Here is a 16,910-nt window from a genome sequence, read left to right as displayed (position 1 = left end):
TGAGGGGTCGCGTTTGTCATCTCCGCACCGGGGCGCCCTCAACTACCCGTCCGTCCCAGGGCTGCGCCCATCTCACCAGCCGAGAACGCTTGGGCCCTGTGGGAGGGTCTGTGATCACCTCGCCGTCTTACTATGACCAGATCGGCGGCGCACCTGTGGTGCGCGAGGTCGTCGAGCGTTTCTATGATCGCGTGCTCGGCGACGACGATCTGAAGCCGTACTTCACCGGCATCGACATGCCCAGGCTGAAGCGGCACATGGTCATGCTGCTGTGCTCCGTCCTCGGCGGGCCCGAGCCGTACGAGGGCCGTGACCTGGGCGAGGCCCACGCCGGCATGGGCATCACGTCGGAGCACTACGACAAGGTCGGCGAGCACCTGGTCGCGGTGCTGCAGGGCGGCGGCGTCGGCGAGGACATCCTGCGCGACGTCGGCCTCGTCCTCGGCAAGGTGAAGTCGTCCATCGTCGCCGAGCCCGCGGAAACGGCCGACTGAGTGGACACGCAGGCTCTCAAGGACAGCTGGCACCTTGTTTCCCGATCGGGCGACCAGGTGCCGCTGTACTTCTACTCGATTCTTTTCCTGATGAACCCGGACGTACGGGACATGTTCCCGGTGTCGATGGCGCGTCAGCGTGACAAGCTCGTGGGCGCCCTGGGCCGCGTCGTCAGCAACGTCGACCGGGTGGAGGAAGTCGTCCCGTTCCTGCAGCAGCTCGGCCGCGACCACCGGAAGTTCGGGGTGACCGCCACCCACTACCCGGCCGTCGGCCAGGCGCTGCTCGCCACGCTGGAGCACTTCCTGGGCGACCGGTGGACGCCCACTCTCGCGCACGACTGGACGCAGGCGTACAACCTGGTCGCCCAGGTGATGGTCGACGCGGCGAACGAGTCGTCGAAGGTCTCCCCGCCCTGGTGGGAGGCGGAGATCATCAGCCACGAGACGCGCACCCTCGGCATCGCCGTCATCCGCGCGCGGCTGAACTACCAGTACCCCTTCCGCCCGGGCCAGTCGGCGTCGATCTCCTACGCCATGCGGCCGCGCGTGTGGCGCTTCTACTCCTTCGCCAACGCGCCCCGCCAGGACAACACCATCGACCTGCACGTACGCATGGTCGACGGCGGCGTGCTCAGCTCGGCGCTCGTCATGGGCGCGCGGCGGGGCGAGGTGCTGCGCGTGGGCGCGGCGGTGGGCGAACGGCTGACGCTCCCCGCGGACGTCCAGGGCGACCTGCTGATGATCGCGGGTGGCACCGGCCTCGCGCCGCTCAAGGCGCTCGTGGAGCAGATCGCCTACGAGGGCCCGACGCGCAGGGTGGACCTCGTGATCGGCGCCCGGAACTCCAGGGAACTGTACGACTACGAGGCGATGGCCAAGATGGCCGCCGAGCACCCCTGGCTCAACGTCGTGCCGGTCGTCTCCCATGACCCCTTCTATCGGGGCAACCGCGGCTACGCCGTGGACGTCGCGCTGCAGGGATGGCGTGGCCAGCACGTCTACGTCTGCGGCTCGGAGGAGATGGCACAGGCCACCGTCGGACGGCTGCTGGACGCCGGCGTGCCGACCGAGCAGATCCACTTCGACGAGTTCACGAGCGACAAGGGTCGGGAGTCATGACGGCAGAGACGCCTTGGGGCAACCCGACGGGGGAGCGCCAGCCGCTCACCCCGGATCGGGTGCGCAAGCAGGAGTTCACGCGCACCTCGCTCGGGCGCCGCGGCTACAGCGAGGACGAGGTGCGCGCGTTCCTCTACCGCGTCGCGGAGGACATGGCGGCCAGCGACAAGGAGAAGGCCGACCTGCGGGCGTACATCGACCGCATGAAGCAGTGGTACAAGGAACACGGCATGAACCCGGAGCAGGCCGCCGTGTCCCAGACCCCGAACGTCGACGCCATCAACATCCTGTCCCGCGCCCAGCAGACCGCCGACGCGCAGATCGCGGAGGCGGAGGACTACGCGCGGCGCATCGTGAGCCAGGCCCGCCGGCAGTACGAGGAACTCCTGATGGAGGCGCAGCGGCAGGCCGAGGAGGCCGCCAACCAGGCGGTCGGCGCCTACCGCGCGTCGGGCAACGGGCTGCAGAGCGCCGAGGCCGAGGAGCTGGAGCGCCGGATCGCCTACCTGCGCACGTTCGCCGACGTCACGCAGGTGCAGTTGCGGGCGGTCCTCGAGGGGCTGGCACAGGAGGTCGACAAGCTCGGCCACGTGCCCGAGCAGGCCAAGCAACTGGCGGCCGGTCCTCTGGCGGGCGGCTCCCCGTCACCCTCGGTGTACGGATAACCGCCCGCCGCCCTCCTGTCGGGGGAGGAGGTCTACGACAGCGTGCCGGCAGAGCTCGCGTGCAGCGTGACCGAACCGGCCGGGGTGTGAACGATCAGAGTGCGTCCTGAGCAGCTGACCTCCGGCCGGTCGGTTCCGGGCACCACCACGGTCAGCAGCGACGTGGCCACGGGCGAGACGATCACCGGAGCCGGCTCCTTGTGCATGTAGCTCGGCGAGACCCAGCCCTGGTAGGGCGAGGTCTGCCCGCGCACCACCCGCTGGCCGCCGACGGGCTTGCACGACGGCATCGCGAGCTGGACGATCGACGCCTTCCAGTCGCCGTCGCCCACCACTACCTGCCCGCCCGAGTCGGACACGACCTTCAGCTTGGGATCGAGGTGCCACAGGTTCTGGAGCTTGCCTCCGCCGCTGTCGAGCACCGCCATGACGTCCTCGCCGTGGTTCACCAGCACCGACCGCTTGCGCGGCACGCCGTACGCCTTGTCGGTGAACGTGAACGCCTGCCGGTCCTTGCGAACGGACTTCGACACCAGGGCCGTGGGGGTGTGCCCGCGGAACTTCCTGCCCACGATGATCGGCACGTTGTGCGCCTCGGGGCTCATCGTCCACCGCCGGTAGGGCGTGTTCTCGTACGAGACGAAGCCCGCCTCGGTGAGGATCGAGCGGCCCTGGGCGTAGTAGGTGACGCCCATGTGGTCCTCGTGGCCGTGGAACTTCAGCGCCGGCCCGAAGCGGATCGAGTAGTAGGCCGACTTGGGGTCGTCCCACGCCGTACGGCCGAACACGTAGCCGGCGTTGAACACCTGCACGGTGGACCTGGCGTGCTCGAAGGCGGTCGGCTGGACGTCGGCGGGACCGTCGCCGATCGGCACCATGTAGCCGTTGGGCTGGGTGGCGGCGCTGATGTGCCGCGGCAGGCTCTCCCAGCGGGTGGCCAGCGCCGCGGGCACCTTCATCTTGCAGTCCTTGATCGTGTCGACCGCCACCCTGAGCCGGTCGTGCACGTAGATGGCGTAACGCGGCGCCTGCTCGCGCAGCGCGCCCTGCGCGTCGATGTCGAGCTTCATCGACTTCACCATGCGGTTCACGGCGAGGTTCTTCCACGTCGCGTTGCCGTAGCGGCAGCCGATGCGCAGCAGGCCGATGTCCTGGTCGAGCCCGTGGTTGTGGCCGAGCTCGTAGTTCTTGGGGTCCGACAGCAGCTTCGCGTGCAGGGCCAGGCTCTTCGTCAGCCAGTCGGCCTTCACATACCTGCTCAGGCACACCAGGGCCGGGGCGCGCAGCGCGATCGGGTGCTCGGCCCAGGCGTACGGGCTGGTGGTGCGCCCGCCGTACGGGTTGTCCTTGACCCAGTCCTTGGCGATCTCCTCGGCCCGGCTGAGGTAGTCCTCCTCTCCGGTCGTCTCGTAGTCGGCCACGAGCCGGCCCATCCACCGCAGCGACTGGAACACCATCTGCCAGGACCGGTTCTTGTACGGGTCCGTGTGCCAGTTGACGTCCTTGCCGACGGTGACCGCGGGCAGGCCGAGGAAGGACAGCTTGCCGCTCATGACGTCGCCGGCGGTGGGGGTCGCGGGCAGCCAGTCTCCCTGGCACTCCGCGGTGCGGTGCGGCGCCCGCGCCTGGGCGGGTGCGGCCACGGCGAGCGCGGTCAGCGGGAGGACGGCCACCAGAGAGAGGGCTGAGAGGCGGCGGAACACGCCGGATTCCTTCCGAGATCGAATTGGGAGCCGCTCATGCTGTCCGAATTCTGGCGATCTGGTCAAGTCACTCTGATTACAAGTGCACAACTGCTCACAAAAGCCACTTCGGGCCGGGCTGGCCCGAATCATGCGGCACGTGGCCGTACGGCTGCTCGCGCCCGGTCTCCGCGCTCTGCCAGCATGAGGCCATGCCGGCTCCGTTCCCAGAGAGGTTCCCGGACGCGTTCCGAGACGCGTTCCGAGACTCGTTCCGAGACGCGTTCCCCGAGACGCCCGCCGCCGCGGCCGCGCTCGCCGTCGCCACCCGCTTCTGCTCGCCCGCGCTGCTCAACCACTCGATCAGGGCCTACGTGTGGGGCGCCGGCTACGCCCGGGCGCACGGGATCGAGTTCGACGACGAGCTCTACTACGTGTCCTCCCTGCTTCACGACATCGGGCTCACCGAGACCTTCGACAGCCACACGGTGCCGTTCGAGGAGGCGGGGGGACGCCTCGCCTGGGTCTTCGGCACGGCCGCCGGATGGTCGCCGGAGAGGGCCGCGCGGGCCGAGAAGATCATCGTCGTGCACATGCGCGACGACGTCGCCGCGTCCGACGACCCGGAGTCGCACATGCTGCAGGTGGCCACGTCGTGGGACGTGTCGGGACGGCGGCCCGAGGAGTTTCCGCAGGACGCCCGGGCCGCCGTGCTCGCGCGGCATCCCCGGCTCGGGTTCGGCGCGGAGTTCCTCGCCGCCTTCGAGGATCAGTCGCGGCGCAAGCCGGGCTGCGCGGCGGACCGCTCCGTCACGGGAGGCATCGCCGCCCGGATCGCCGCCCACCCGCTCGACGCCTGAACCCGTACGTACGACGGCCCGGCGGGGCGTCCGGGTCCGTCTCGGTCAGGACGCCATCCGCAGGGTCGGCCGCAGGGTCGGCCGCAGGGTCGGCATGGAGACACGCGAGCGGCGGCCCCGCGTTCCGGGGCAAGGAATTCACGCATCCCACACGGCCTGTCCTCGTCGCGGACAGGCCGGGCCGCGGACAGCGACGCCGACGGGTCTGACTCAGCCGTCCTGCTTGGGACCGGTGCTCTCCACGACCTCGAACGTCCACAGCTCGGAGCCGGTCGCGGCCGGGCCCTGCCCGTGACCATGACCATGTCCCTGAGCCTGCCCCTGCCCCTGAGCCTGGGCCTGGGCCTGGGCCTGGCCGTGTCCGTGGCCCTGCGCCCCGGCCTCGGCGGCGGCCTGCGCGTGCCCCGCCTGGAACGCCCGGCTCTCCTGCCAGCGCCGGAAGTCCTCCTCGCTGCGCCAGCGGGTGTAGACGAGGTAGCGGTCGCTGCCCTCCACCGGCCGCAGCAGCTCGAACCACTCGAACCCGTCGGCCGACTCCACCATCCCGGCCCGGTTGGCGAACCGCTTCTCCAGCTCGCGCCGCATCTCCTCGGGCACCGTCAGCACATTGATCTTCACGACCGAAGGCACATCGACTCCCCGTAGCGCTCGACAACGTACGTGACCACCTTACGTACGCCCACCCGGCGTCCCCCACTTCGTGCCCCTCCCGTCTGTGTTCGCCCGTCGAGTCGCTCGTCGCGCCGCCCGTCGCGCCGCCCAGAACGGCACCTCGCTGCGTTGTGCGGACGCCCACGGCTCCGCTGTGGCCTCCTCCTCCGCCTTGCGATGCACCACTCCGGACACCGCTCCTTCTGGCAAACCTTGGCGGTCGCGGCACTAGGCTCGTGACGTGCGTATTGCGAGGTTCTCGATGGGCGACCAGGTCGCCTTCGGCGTGGTGGAAGAGGGCGGGCAGGTCATCGCCCGCATCGGCGGGCACCCCTTCCACGGGGTGGAGTTCACCGGCGAGCGGTTCCCGGTCGCCGAGGTCCGCCTGATCGCCCCCATGCTGCCCAGCAAGATCATCGCTATCGGCAAGAACTACGCCGACCATGCCAGGGAGATGGGTGGCGAGCCTCCGGCCGAGCCGGTGATGTTCCTCAAGCCCAACACGACCGTGATCGGGCCGTCGGAGGCGATCGCCTACCCCGGGAAGCTGACGGAGCGGGTCGACTACGAGGGCGAGCTGGCCGTGGTGATCGGCCGGCTGTGCCGTGACGTCCCCGCCGAGCGCGCGAGCGAGGTGATCTTCGGGTACACCTGCGCCAACGACGTGACCGCACGCGACCTGCAGGCCAGGGACGGCCAGTGGACCAGGGCCAAGGGCTTCGACACGTTCTGCCCGCTCGGTCCCTGGATCGAGACCGAGCTCGACCCGGCCGACCTGGCGATCACCACGACGCTCAACGGCGAGGTCAGGCAGAGCGCCCGCACCTCCCTCCTGCTGCACGACATCCCCGCGCTCATCGCGTACGTGAGCGCGGTCATGACCCTGCTGCCCGGCGACGTCATCCTGACCGGCACGCCCGCCGGGGTGGGGCCGATGTCCGTGGGCGACGAGGTCGGCGTGACCATCGAAGGAATCGGAACTCTCACTAACCGGGTGATCTCACGTGACTAGGGTGCGCTTCGCCCCTTCGCCCACCGGCATGTTCCACGTCGGCGGCGCCCGTTCGGCGCTGTTCAACTGGGCGATCGCCGAGCAGTCCGGCGGCACGTTCGTGCTGCGCATCGAGGACACGGACGCGGCACGCAACCGGCCGGAATGGACCGAGGGCATCATCTCGGCCCTCGCCTGGATCGGCATCAGCGGCGACTCGCCGCACTTCGAGGGGCCCTACTTCCAGTCCGCCTACGAGCAGCAGCACCGCGACGCCGCGGCCAAGCTGCTCAAGGAGGGCAAGGCCTACCACTGCACCTGTACGCGTGACGACGTGAAGGCCAGGACCGGCTCGGAACACCAGGGCTACGACGGCTACTGTCGCGACCGTGGTCTCACCGAGGGCGCCGTGCGGTTCCGTACGCCCGACGAGGGCGTGACCGTGGTGGAGGACAAGGTCCGCGGCCGGGTGGAGTTCCCCAACTCGGCGATGGAGGACTTCGTCATCGTCCGCGGGGACGGCTCGCCGCTGTTCATCCTCGCCAACGTCGTGGACGACATGGAGATGCGCATCAGCCATGTCGTACGGGCCGAGGAGCACCTGTCGAACACGCCCAAGCAGCAGCTCCTGTGGGAGGCGCTCGGCCACGAGCCGCCGATCTGGGCGCACGTGCCGGTGATCGTCAACGAGAAGCGGCAGAAGCTGTCCAAGCGCCGCGACAAGGTCGCCCTGGAGTCCTACCGCGACGAGGGCTACCTCCCCGAGGCGATGGTCAACTACCTGATGCTGCTCGGCTGGGGGCCCGGCGACGACCGCGAGATCATGCCGTGGTCGGAGATGATGCCGCTGTTCCGGCTGGAGGACGTGAACCAGGCGCCGGCGTTCTTCGACGAGAAGAAGCTGCGGGCCTTCAACGGCGAGTACATCCGGGCGCTGCCACGCGAGGTGTTCGTCGCCCGCTGCGAGCCGTGGCTCGACCCGTCGTGGGACCGCTCGGTGTTCGAGCGCGTGGCCGACCTGGTGCAGACCCGGGTCGCCGTGCTGTCGGAGGTCACCGCCAACGTCGACTTCCTGTTCCTCGACGAGCCCGTCTTCGACCAGGCGTCCTGGGACAAGGCGATGAAGCCGGGCGCGGCCGAGATCCTGGCAGGGTACGCCGAGCGGCTGGAGACGGTCGACTGGAACCCCGAGTCGCTCAAGACCGCCCTGGAGGAGGTCGGCCTCGCGCACGGGCTCAAGCTCGGCAAGGCGCAGGCCCCCGTCCGCGTGGCGATCACCGGCCGGACCGTGGGCCTGCCGCTGTTCGAGTCGATCGAGGTGCTCGGTCGCGAGCGCTCGCTCGCCCGGGTGCGCGCGGCCCTCGCCAGGCTGGGCTGACCAGGCCGAGCGACAGCGCGGCGCCGGCGGCCATGGCCAGCCAGACTCCCGTGGTGCCCATCCGGGCGCCGAGCAGGAAGGCCAGCGGCAACTGGACGGCGAAGCCCGCCAGCGTGGCCGCGAGCAGGCCGGCGCCCCGCCCGCCGGCCTGCAGCACGCCGCCGACGGCGATCAGCCCGCCGAAGGGCACGAGATAGAGCGGCATGCAGCGCAGGAACCACACGGCCTCCGCGGCCACCGCGGGGTCGGCCGTGAACAGGCCCACGGCCGCCGGGGCGAGCGCGTTCAGCACGAGCGAGGCGGCCAGCCCCGCGGCCAGGCCATAACGCACCACGGGAGCGGCGTGCCCACGAGGCGGGCCGTCCGCCTCGCCGGCCCGCGAGGTGTGGATCATCGCCGCCTGCCGGAGGGCGTAGAAGGACATCACCCCGGCCATCATGATCTTCAGGCCGATGCCGTACCCGGCGAGCGCGGCCACGCCGTGCCGGCCGACGATGCCGGTCAGCGCCATGCCCACGAGCGCGCGGGCGAGGAAGTCGCCCGACATGGGCAGCCCGGTGCGCAGGATCGCCGCCGCGTCCGACCGGCTGACCGTGCCCTTCTCCGCCCCCGTCCGCGCGCGCAGCCGCCGTACGAGCAGGAGTGCGGACACGGCCAAAGTGGCCAGACGGGCCGCCACGGTGGCCAGCGCGGCTCCGCGCACGCCCAGGCCGAGCCCGTAGATCAGCAGCGGGTCCAGGCCGATCACGAGCACGTTGCAGAGCAGGGCGGTCCGCATCGGCGTCCGGGTGTCGCCGAGTCCCTTGAAGACGCCGTCGACGAGGTTCTGCGCGTAGAAGATCGGGATACCGGCGAACGCCACCGCGTAGTAGCCCGCGGCCAGCCCCACCGTCACGGGATCGTCGGTGAACAGGCGGGCGATCGGCTCGCGCAGCAGCACGCCGGGCACCGCCACGGCCAGGGCGAAGCCGCCCAGCAGCAGCCAGGCCGTACGGATGACCGGGGCCAGCGGGGCACGGCCGTCGCGCCGTCCGACCAGGACCGTCGTGCCGGTCCCGACGCACAGGATCACGCCCAGGGCCAGGTTCTCGGTCGTGGTGGCGACCGTGACCGCCGCGACGGCTTCGCTGCCGAGGCCGGAGACCCACAGCGTGTCGATCAGCCCGACGGCCACGACGGCCGTCAGCAGCTCGACGTAGACGGGCAGGGCGAGCCTGATCAGGCGCATACGTTCACCTCGGCATCCTGAGAACATCGAATCGAGATACATCGAATAGAGGTATAACGATACGATGCCGCCGTGGCAAGCGGTGACCTGGCGCTGACGATCCTCGGATTCCTCGACGAGGAGCCCATGCACGGATATGAGCTCAAGCAGCGGATCGCCGAGCTGAGCGGGCATGTCCGGCCGGTCAGCGACGGCGCGCTCTATCCGGCGATCGCCCGCATGGAGGCCGCGGGGCTCCTTGAGCGGCACGAGGAGGAGGGCTCGGGTGCCGCCCGGCGTCAGGTGCTCACGATCACCGAGCGGGGCCGGGAGGAGCTGTTCAGGCGGCTGCGGGAGCCGTCCGATCTCGAGATCAGCGACCAGGCGAGGTTCTTCACCGTGCTGGCGTTCCTGTCCCGGCTGCCCGATCCCGAGGATCAGGCGCGGGTGCTGCGCCGGCGCCTCGCCTTCCTGGAGACGCCGGCGAGCTTCTTCTACCGCGGCGGAAAGCCCCTCAGGGCCGAGGAGACGCCCGATCCCTTCCGCCGCGGCATGATGCTCGTCGCCCGGGCCGTGACCGCCGCGGAGAAGGACTGGCTCCGGCAGGCGATATCGGACCTCACCCGGACGTGACCGCTACCGGAGCCCTTACAGCAGCCCGCGGCGGTCGAGCAGGGGAGTGATCTCCGGGGCGCGGCCCCGGAAGTCGCGGAACGCCGTCATCGAGTCGATGCTGCCGCCCCGGGACAGCAGGGCCCGGCGGAACGTGTCGCCGTTCTCCCGGCGCAGCCCGCCGTTCTCGTTGAACCACTCGACGGTGTCGGCGTCGAGGACCTCGCTCCAGATGTAGGAGTAGTAGCCGGCGCTGTAGCCGCCCGCCCAGATGTGGGCGAAGTAGGTGCTGCGGTAGCGCGGCGGGACGGCCGGCAGGTCCACCCCGGCCTCCCGCCGCGCCCGCCGCTCGAACTCCTCCACGTCCTCCTCGCCGTCGTACGCCGTGTGCCAGGCCCAGTCGAGCAGGGTGGCGGCCAGGTACTCCAGCGTGGCGAAGCCCTGGTTGAACTTCTGCGTCTCCAGCATCCGGTCGACGAGGTCCTGCGGCATCGGCTCGCCCGTCTCGTGGTGCCGGGCGTACTCGGCCAGGATCTCCGGATGGGTCGCCCACATCTCGTTCACCTGGGAGGGGTACTCGACGAAGTCGCGCGGCACCGCCGTGCCCGAGAACCGGGGGTGGCGCACGTCGGAGAACAACCCGTGCAGCGCGTGCCCGAACTCGTGGAACATCGTGTTGACCTCGTCGAACGTCATCAGGGTCGGCTCGCCCTTGACGATGTTGAGGTTGTTGACCACGACCGGCCTCGTGCCCTCCAAGCCCGACTGCCGCACCAGACTGTTCATCCACGCCCCGCCCCGCTTGGAGGCCCTGGCGTGGAAGTCGCCGAGGAACAGGCCCAGCGGGGAGCCGTCCTCGTTGCGCACCTCGAAGACCCGTACGTCGGGGTGGTAGCCGTACAGGTCGGTGCGCTCGTGGAAGGTGACGCCGTACAGGCGCGACGCCGCGTTGAAGACGCCCTTCTCCAGCACGGTGTTCAGCTCGAAGTACGGCCGCATGAGCCGGCTGTCGATGTCGTAGCGGGCCTTGCGCACCTTCTCGGAGTAGAACGCCCAGTCCCACGGCTGGATCGGGTGACCGGCGATCTCCTCCAGGTCGGCCTGCTCCTTGCGCGCGTTGGCGACGGCGGGCGGCACGAGCCGGTCGAGCATCTCGGTGACCGCACGGGTCGAGCCCGCCGTCTGGTCGGCCAGGACGTACTCCGCGTGGTTCTCGTAGCCCAGCAGCCGGGCGCGCTCCCGGCGCAGGACCGCCATCTCCTTGATCAGCTCGGCGTTCGCCGCGCCCCGCCCGACCGAGGCGCGGTGGATCCGCTCACGCAGGGACCGGTTGGTAAGCTCGGCCAGGGCGGGCTGCCCGGTGGGCAGGACCAGCGTGATCAGATACTTGCCGTCCAGCCCGCGCTCCCTGGCCTGGTCGGCGAGCGCCTGGATCGCGTCCTGCGACAGCCCGTCGAGCTCGGCCACGTCCTCGACCACCACCGCCCGCTCGTTGGTGTCGGCGAGCAGGTTCTGCTCGAACGTCGTGCCCAGGGCCGACAACCGCTCGTTGATCTCCCGGAGCCTGGCCTGGTCCTGCGGGCCCAGCGTGGCGCCCGCCCGGGTGAAGTCGGTGACGTAGCGCTTCAGCAGCCACCGCTGCTCCTCGTCGGCCGCCTCGACCGCCTGGATGCGGGCGAAGAGCCCGGCGTTGAGGTGGATCGCGTCGGCGTGCTTGGAGAGCTTCGGCGTGACGTCCTTCTGGATCTCCTGGACGCCCGGCGTCGTGTCGGAGGACGCCTGGTTGAAGAACACCGCGGAGACCCGTTCGAGCAGGGCGCCGGACCTCTCCAGCGCCTCGATCGTGTTCTCGAAGGTAGGCGGCTCCGGGTTCTCGGCGATCGCCTCGACCTCCGCGAGCTGCTCGGCCATGCCCTGCTCGAACGCCGGCGCGTAGTGCTCCTCCCTGATCTCCTGGAAGGGGGGCAGCCCATAGGGCAGGGTGCTCGGGCTGAGGAAGGGGTTCGCGGCCGAGGTCATGGCTGGCGGCTCCTCACGTGGTGCTGACGGTTTCCCCCAGCCTCGCACAGGAGGATCCGGCCCCGCGCGCAGGAGGACCGCCGTTCTCCACCAGCGAAGATCCGGCCTTCCTCCGGGGGATCGGCCCTGCGTACGGGGCATCGGATCACGAGATCGCGAGGCGCGCCGCAATCGTTTTGGTAGTGGGTCGCAAGCTGGGCTATTCTTTCGGAGTCGCAAGCGAGAGCCGCGAGGCCCCCGCGAGCAGATGGGGTATGGGGTAATTGGCAGCCCGACGGATTCTGGCTCCGTTAGTCTAGGTTCGAGTCCTGGTACCCCAGCTGGATCCCCCCAAGGGATTCTGCTGGAAACAGCGCAGTGTGCAAGGTCCCGTCGTCTAGTGGCCTAGGACGCCGCCCTCTCAAGGCGGTAACGGCGGTTCGAATCCGCTCGGGACTACTTCACTGCACTCGGCTCCGTCGTCTAGTGGCCTAGGACGCCGCCCTCTCAAGGCGGTAGCGCCGGTTCGAATCCGGTCGGGGCTACATCCACCGAGAACCTCGGCACTTGCCCGTGCCGGGGTTTTCGCCGTTACGGACGCCGCGCCCCGCTCATGGCCCGCTGCGCGGGCGCGAATCCGGTGGGGGCTACATCCACCGAGAACCTCGGCACTTGCCCGTGCCGGGGTTTTCGCCGTTACGGACGCCGCGCCCCGCTCATGGCCCGCTGCGCGGGCGCGAATCCGGTGGGGGCTACATCCACCGAGAACCTCGGCACTTGCCCGTGCCGGGGTTTTCGCCGTTACGGACGCCGCGCCCCGCTCATGGCCCGCTGCGCCGGGTTACCCTCCGAGACCCGCCGCTTACGCTGGAAGCGACGGGGCGGGGGGTGATGGACGGTGACATCGGCGCGGGAGATCTTGGACCGGCTGGTGCGCGCCTTGGACGCTCATGACGTCGAAGGCGCGGCGCTGCTTTTTCATCCACGGGGCGCCATCGTGGGCCCGGAGGGCACGGCGGACGGGCGCATGGAGGTCGCGTCATACCTGGAGAGGTTCTTCGTCGCCTTTCCGGATTGTCACCACCTGATCTGGCGTCAGCTGGACGTCGGCGACTGCGCGGTCAACGAGTCGACGCTGACCGGCACGCACAAGGGTCCGCTGCTGTTGCCGACCGGTGAGGAGATCGAGGCGACGGAGCGGCGATTCCACCTGCGTGCCTGCCAGATCGCCACGGTCGAGGACGGGCTGGTGATCGGCTACCAGTTCTACTGCGACCAACTGGAGCTGCTCGCACAGCTCGGGCTCTATCCGCCGCCACCGGACTAGCCACCGGACCGGCCACCTGGCTGGAAGCGAGCTAGAAGTGCTGGGCGTTGGCGTCCTCACAGGCGACGGCGACCACGCCCTCTATCTCGGCCAGTTTGCTCGTGAGGTCCGCGATCGAGCCCGGGCCGCGGATCAGCAGGGTGACCGTTACCGTGCCGGCGTCGTGGCTCCTGCCGGGCTGCTCCAGCGACAGCTCGTCGACCACGAAACGCAGGCCCGTGCACTCGGCGAGGGCCTGGCGCAGCACGCCCCGTCCGTCCGCGTACGACAGGCGCAGCCGCGACTGGGCGTGCTTGGAGCGGGGGAGCCGGGCGGCCAGCGGGGTGAGCCCCAGCATCACGACGAAGTTCCCCACCGTGGCGAGGACGGCGAGCCACCAGAGGCCGGCCCCCGCGGCCATGCCGACCGCGGCGGTGAGCCACACGGCGGCGGCGGTGGTCAGTCCCTTGACCACGTCGCGGCGTACGAAGATCAGCCCGCCGCCGATGAAGCCGATGCCGGAGACGATCTGGGCCGCGACCCGGGACGGATCGAGCACCACCGACTCGCCGAGGATGTCGGAGAAGCCGTACTTCGACACGAGCATGAACAGCGCGGCGCCGAACCCCACGAGCGTGTGCGTGCGCAACCCGGCGCTCTTCTGCCGGATCTCCCGCTCCAGCCCGATCGCCGCCGACAACACGAGCGCGAGGGCGAGATCGACGCCCTGTTGCCAGCCGGGGGCGCCACCCGCGCTCAGTGATGCCGTTATCACACGACAAGACTAGGTTTCCTCGCCTCGGGATGTGCGCGATTTGCGTTACGGGAACCCTGAGTTCGAAAATTAGACTCATGACGACGACAGCGAACACGCGTACGCATACGTGGGCTCCGACGACCACGCCTCCGGCCGACATGAGCGGGATCGACTTCCTGCGGGCGCTGCTCGCCGGGCGGTTCCCGCCGCCCCCGATCGCCGGCACGCTGGGCTTCACCCTCGTCCGTGTGGAGCCGGGGGTCGCGGTCTTCGAGGGGGAGACGGGCGAGCACCAGTACAACCCGCTGGGCTCGATTCACGGCGGCTACTTCGCGACGCTGCTCGACTCGGCGCTGGGCTGCGCGGTCATGAGCCGCCTGCCCGCCGGGCGGGGCTACACCACCACCCAGCTCAACGTCCACATGGTGCGTCCCGCCTTCGCGCACACGGGAACGCTGAGGTGCGAGGCGACCGCCCTGCACGTCGGCAGGACGGTCGCGACCGCGGAGGCGCGGCTGACGGCCGTGGGCGACGGCAAGCTGTACGCCCACGGCACGACGACCTGCGCTATCTTCCCGACCGCGCCTTGAACAGCGCCCGCTTGGCGGCCTTGACCACCTGCTTGTCCGGGTGGGTCTCGCCGATGAGGTCCAGCAGCTCCTCGACGTGAGGGTGGTGGACCTTCCAGATCACGTCGAGCAGCCCGATGAGCGTCTGCGCGGGGCCGATGTCGTGCAGGCTGGACACGAACTCCGGCCTGCCGAGCCCGGCGGAGATCGTCCACATGTCGAGGATCAGCCAGTGGGTGTCCGCCTGGGTCGGCTCCGGGGCGTCCTCGACGTCCATCTGGGTCAGGTGCGTCGCGGCGTACGGCCGCAGCGAGGGCTCCTTGAGCGCCTCCTGCCAGGCGGGGATGGCGGCCTCGCCCAGGGAGCCCACCAGGCTGGCGGCCTGGACCCGCACGAGGGCGTCGGCCTCCTCCTCGGCGGCGGCCTGGAGCAGCTCGGAGGCGGCCCGCTCCGGGTCGCGCAGGGCGAGCCAGGCGGCGAACTCCTCGTCGGCCTCCTCCTCGGACATGTCGGCGCTGAACGACAGCAGGTCGAGCGCGGTCATGGCGTCGATGGCGGGCCGGGCGTCGATCTCGATGTCCTCGTCGTCCAGCATGTGGACGAGGCCCTCGGTGCCGAGCGGCGTGAGGGTCACCGCGTCGCCTTCGACGGTGACCATGCCGTAGCCGGTCAGCCAGGCGAGCACGGAGGCGAGCGGGTCGCCGGCCGCGGCCCAGGCGTCGGCGCCCAGGTCGTCGTACTCCGCCGCGGCCTCGGCCAGCTCCTCGCGCAGCGAGGACACCGGCCGCGTGCCGTCGGCCAGCAGCACGCGGATCAGCAGCGCGCGGGTCAGGCCCGACAGGGCCAGCGTGAGATCGTCGTCGTCCAGCTCGGGGTCGCCGTAGTCGAGAGAGTGGAGGCCGAGCATCCAGGCGTCCAGGACGTCGTCGTCGTCCTCGAAGGGCCAGGCGGCGGTGTCGGAGTCGACGCTGACCGTGTCGTCGCCGTCGGGGGCGAGGAACTCCAGGTCGATCGCGAGGTTCCACAGGTTCCAGATGTTGCGCGCGTCGGGCAGGCCGAGCGTGCGCACCGCCTCGTCCACCTCGGACTCGGTGAGCAGCGTCTCCTCGCCCACCTTGCGCCCGGTGCCGACCCACAGCGCCAGGTCGCGGGCCTGTGCGATGAGCGTCACCCCGCGGGCCGCCTCGGCCAGCTCGGTGTCGGGACGCAGCCTGATCGTGGGCAGGGCGCCGATCTCGTCGGCGAACGGCTCGAAGTCGCCGAGGCCCTCGTCGGCCTCGTCCTCGTCGAGCTCGTCCTCCTCCTCGTCCCAGTCGCGCTCGGCGATGGTGTCCTCCATCGCGTCCACGAAGTCGTCCTCGACCTCGTCCAGCTCCGCGAGCAGGGTCTCCAGGGACGCCGAGCCCGGCGAGAGCCGTCCGGTGGACGACAGGAACGTCAGATAGGACCGGACGGCGGTGATCATGCCGTCCGCGGCGGCGTCGGGGTCCTCGACGACCTGGGGCATGCGCTCCAGCAGGACCGTGCGCAGGTCTCCACGCTTCCACAGCCCGACGTCGTTGCGGGCGATCAGCCGATGCCACAGGGCGACGGGGCCCACGAGATCGGGGTCGCTGCCGGGTGCGTTGTCCGGCGCCCAGAGGATGAATTCTTGGAGCAGGGGACGCAGTTCAGCGGCGGCTGCCTCGATGCGGTCTGTCCCCCCGCCAGCCTAGTGCCGCGACCGCCAGGATTTGCCCGGAAGGAGCGGTGTCCAGGGCGGGTGGGGCGACCAATGCGGCGAGGCGCCGCTCCGGGTGACGCGACGGGGTCAAGAGCGGCGGGAGGGGGCGCCGGGGGCTGCCCGGACCGCTCTCCGATCAGTTCGCGCGGCGCATGGCTTCGGTGATCCGCTCGGCGGCCGCGACGACGGGGGCGGCGTGCATCCGGCCGGGCGTACGGGTCAGCCGCTCGATGGGGCCGGACACGGAAACCGCGGCGATCACCTTGCCGCCGGCGCCGCGGATGGGCGCGGAGACGCTCGCCACGCCCTGCTCGCGCTCGCCGACGCTGTGGGCCCAGCCCCTCCTGCGTACGCTCGCGAGCGTGGCGGCGGTGAACTTGGCCCCTCGAAGGCCGCGGTGCAGCCGGTCGGGCTCCTCCCAGGCGAGCAGGATCTGCGCGGCGGAACCCGCGGTCATGGGCAGGGCGGAGCCGACCGGCACCGTGTCGCGCAGCCCGCTGGCGCGCTCGGCGGCGGCCACGCAGACCCGCTCGTCGCCCTGACGCCGGTAAAGTTGAGCACTCTCCCCGGTCAGGTCGCGAAGCTGGGTGAGCACCGGGCCGGCGACGGCGAGCAGCCGGTCCTCGCCCGCGGCTGTGGACAGTTCCGACAGGCGGGGGCCGAGGATGAACCGGCCCTGCGTGTCGCGGGAGACGATGCGGTGGTGCTCCAGCGCGACGGCCAGCCGGTGGGCCGTCGGCCTTGCCAGGCCGGTCGCCTGGACGAGCTGTGCCAGGGAAGCCGGGCCCGCCTCCAGGGCGTTGAGTACGAGAACCGCCTTGTCGAGTACTCCGACCCCGCTAGAGTTGTCCATACCCCGATACTGCCGTCTCGCCATACGAGATGCAAACGCAAT

16 protein-coding genes and 3 tRNA genes are annotated in these 16,910 nt (G+C 70.5%); 12 read left to right on the top strand and 7 right to left on the bottom strand.

From position 1 onward, the window contains the following. Positions 1 to 110: 110 nt before the first annotated feature. The 3 genes from FLV34_RS20400 to FLV34_RS20390 are packed head-to-tail and all read left to right on the top strand — an operon-like array spanning position 111 to position 2,281. Positions 111 to 494: a group 1 truncated hemoglobin gene (locus FLV34_RS20400; protein ID WP_142646102.1), complete on the top strand. Its 384-nt coding sequence runs from the start codon at positions 111 to 113 to the stop codon at positions 492 to 494. Next, on the top strand, positions 495 to 1,616 hold the full coding sequence (locus tag FLV34_RS20395) for a globin domain-containing protein (RefSeq protein ID WP_142646100.1): 1,122 nt from the start codon (positions 495 to 497) through the stop codon (positions 1,614 to 1,616). Further along, entirely contained in the window at positions 1,613 to 2,281 is a 669-nt protein-coding gene (locus FLV34_RS20390) for a DivIVA domain-containing protein (protein ID WP_168065704.1), read from the top strand. The genes FLV34_RS20395 and FLV34_RS20390 overlap by 4 nt, the downstream gene beginning before the upstream one ends. A gap of 32 nt (positions 2,282 to 2,313) precedes the next feature. On the opposite strand, the gene FLV34_RS20385 is transcribed toward FLV34_RS20390, so the two are convergent. Further along, a complete protein-coding gene (locus tag FLV34_RS20385; protein ID WP_142646096.1) occupies positions 2,314 to 3,984 on the bottom strand; it encodes a heparinase II/III family protein in 1,671 nt (556 codons plus the stop codon). 191 nt (positions 3,985 to 4,175) lie between these two features. Here FLV34_RS20385 and FLV34_RS20380 point away from each other — a divergent pair, with 191 nt between their 5' ends. Next, a complete protein-coding gene (locus tag FLV34_RS20380; protein ID WP_222709564.1) occupies positions 4,176 to 4,823 on the top strand; it encodes an HD domain-containing protein in 648 nt (215 codons plus the stop codon). Between the two features lie 210 nt (positions 4,824 to 5,033). On the opposite strand, the gene FLV34_RS20375 is transcribed toward FLV34_RS20380, so the two are convergent. Next, a complete protein-coding gene (locus FLV34_RS20375; RefSeq protein ID WP_222709563.1) occupies positions 5,034 to 5,453 on the bottom strand; it encodes an antibiotic biosynthesis monooxygenase in 420 nt (139 codons plus the stop codon). Between the two features lie 262 nt (positions 5,454 to 5,715). Here FLV34_RS20375 and FLV34_RS20370 point away from each other — a divergent pair, with 262 nt between their 5' ends. Both FLV34_RS20370 and gltX read left to right on the top strand, forming a co-directional pair. Then, positions 5,716 to 6,486, top strand: a complete 771-nt coding sequence (locus tag FLV34_RS20370) for a fumarylacetoacetate hydrolase family protein (RefSeq protein ID WP_142646094.1) — start codon at positions 5,716 to 5,718, stop codon at positions 6,484 to 6,486. A 28-nt stretch (positions 6,487 to 6,514) separates the two neighbouring features. After that, a complete protein-coding gene (gene gltX, locus FLV34_RS20365) occupies positions 6,515 to 7,843 on the top strand; it encodes a glutamate--tRNA ligase (protein WP_205829978.1) in 1,329 nt (442 codons plus the stop codon). On the opposite strand, the gene FLV34_RS20360 is transcribed toward gltX, so the two are convergent. Beyond that, entirely contained in the window at positions 7,740 to 9,071 is a 1,332-nt protein-coding gene (locus FLV34_RS20360) for an MATE family efflux transporter (RefSeq protein WP_187280675.1), read from the bottom strand. The genes gltX and FLV34_RS20360 overlap by 104 nt on opposite strands. Positions 9,072 to 9,143: 72 nt before the next feature. On the opposite strand from FLV34_RS20360, the gene FLV34_RS20355 reads away from it, so the two are divergent. Then, entirely contained in the window at positions 9,144 to 9,683 is a 540-nt protein-coding gene (locus FLV34_RS20355; RefSeq protein ID WP_142646088.1) for a PadR family transcriptional regulator, read from the top strand. Positions 9,684 to 9,698: 15 nt separating this feature from the next. Here FLV34_RS20355 and FLV34_RS20350 read toward each other — a convergent pair whose 3' ends face one another. After that, a complete protein-coding gene (locus FLV34_RS20350; protein WP_147943802.1) occupies positions 9,699 to 11,681 on the bottom strand; it encodes a M3 family metallopeptidase in 1,983 nt (660 codons plus the stop codon). A gap of 248 nt (positions 11,682 to 11,929) precedes the next feature. On the opposite strand from FLV34_RS20350, the gene FLV34_RS20345 reads away from it, so the two are divergent. The 4 genes from FLV34_RS20345 to FLV34_RS20330 all read left to right on the top strand — a co-directional run bounded on the left by FLV34_RS20345 (position 11,930) and on the right by FLV34_RS20330 (position 12,987). Then, positions 11,930 to 12,001: transfer RNA gene (locus FLV34_RS20345), tRNA-Gln, on the top strand. A gap of 45 nt (positions 12,002 to 12,046) precedes the next feature. Continuing rightward, positions 12,047 to 12,119 (top strand) — tRNA-Glu (locus FLV34_RS20340). A 13-nt stretch (positions 12,120 to 12,132) separates the two neighbouring features. Next, positions 12,133 to 12,205 (top strand) — tRNA-Glu (locus tag FLV34_RS20335). A gap of 353 nt (positions 12,206 to 12,558) precedes the next feature. Continuing rightward, the gene (locus FLV34_RS20330) at positions 12,559 to 12,987 is read left to right on the top strand and encodes an ester cyclase (RefSeq protein WP_142646085.1); all 429 of its coding nucleotides are present in this window, start codon (positions 12,559 to 12,561) and stop codon (positions 12,985 to 12,987) included. A gap of 31 nt (positions 12,988 to 13,018) precedes the next feature. On the opposite strand, the gene FLV34_RS20325 is transcribed toward FLV34_RS20330, so the two are convergent. Then, positions 13,019 to 13,741 carry an MgtC/SapB family protein gene (locus tag FLV34_RS20325; RefSeq protein ID WP_142646083.1) on the bottom strand — a complete coding sequence of 241 codons (723 nt, stop codon included), beginning with the start codon at positions 13,739 to 13,741 and terminating at the stop codon, positions 13,019 to 13,021. A gap of 77 nt (positions 13,742 to 13,818) precedes the next feature. Between FLV34_RS20325 and FLV34_RS20320 the strand changes: the two genes are divergently transcribed. After that, positions 13,819 to 14,313: a PaaI family thioesterase gene (locus FLV34_RS20320; protein WP_147943801.1), complete on the top strand. Its 495-nt coding sequence runs from the start codon at positions 13,819 to 13,821 to the stop codon at positions 14,311 to 14,313. On the opposite strand, the gene FLV34_RS20315 is transcribed toward FLV34_RS20320, so the two are convergent. Together FLV34_RS20315 and FLV34_RS20310 are read right to left on the bottom strand one after the other, a co-directional pair. Next, positions 14,291 to 15,892 carry a hypothetical protein gene (locus FLV34_RS20315; RefSeq protein WP_261985846.1) on the bottom strand — a complete coding sequence of 534 codons (1,602 nt, stop codon included), beginning with the start codon at positions 15,890 to 15,892 and terminating at the stop codon, positions 14,291 to 14,293. The two genes, FLV34_RS20320 and FLV34_RS20315, sit on opposite strands and share 23 nt — an antisense overlap. A gap of 259 nt (positions 15,893 to 16,151) precedes the next feature. Then, positions 16,152 to 16,868: an IclR family transcriptional regulator gene (locus tag FLV34_RS20310; protein WP_079312748.1), complete on the bottom strand. Its 717-nt coding sequence runs from the start codon at positions 16,866 to 16,868 to the stop codon at positions 16,152 to 16,154. Positions 16,869 to 16,910 lie beyond the last annotated feature (42 nt).

Origin of the sequence: Microbispora sp. CSR-4 (assembly GCF_008033685.1) — a bacterium.
GTDB lineage: Bacteria > Actinomycetota > Actinomycetes > Streptosporangiales > Streptosporangiaceae > Microbispora.
The sequence above is the reverse complement of the archived record's forward strand: the minus strand, read 5'-3'. Positions and strand labels throughout refer to the sequence as shown.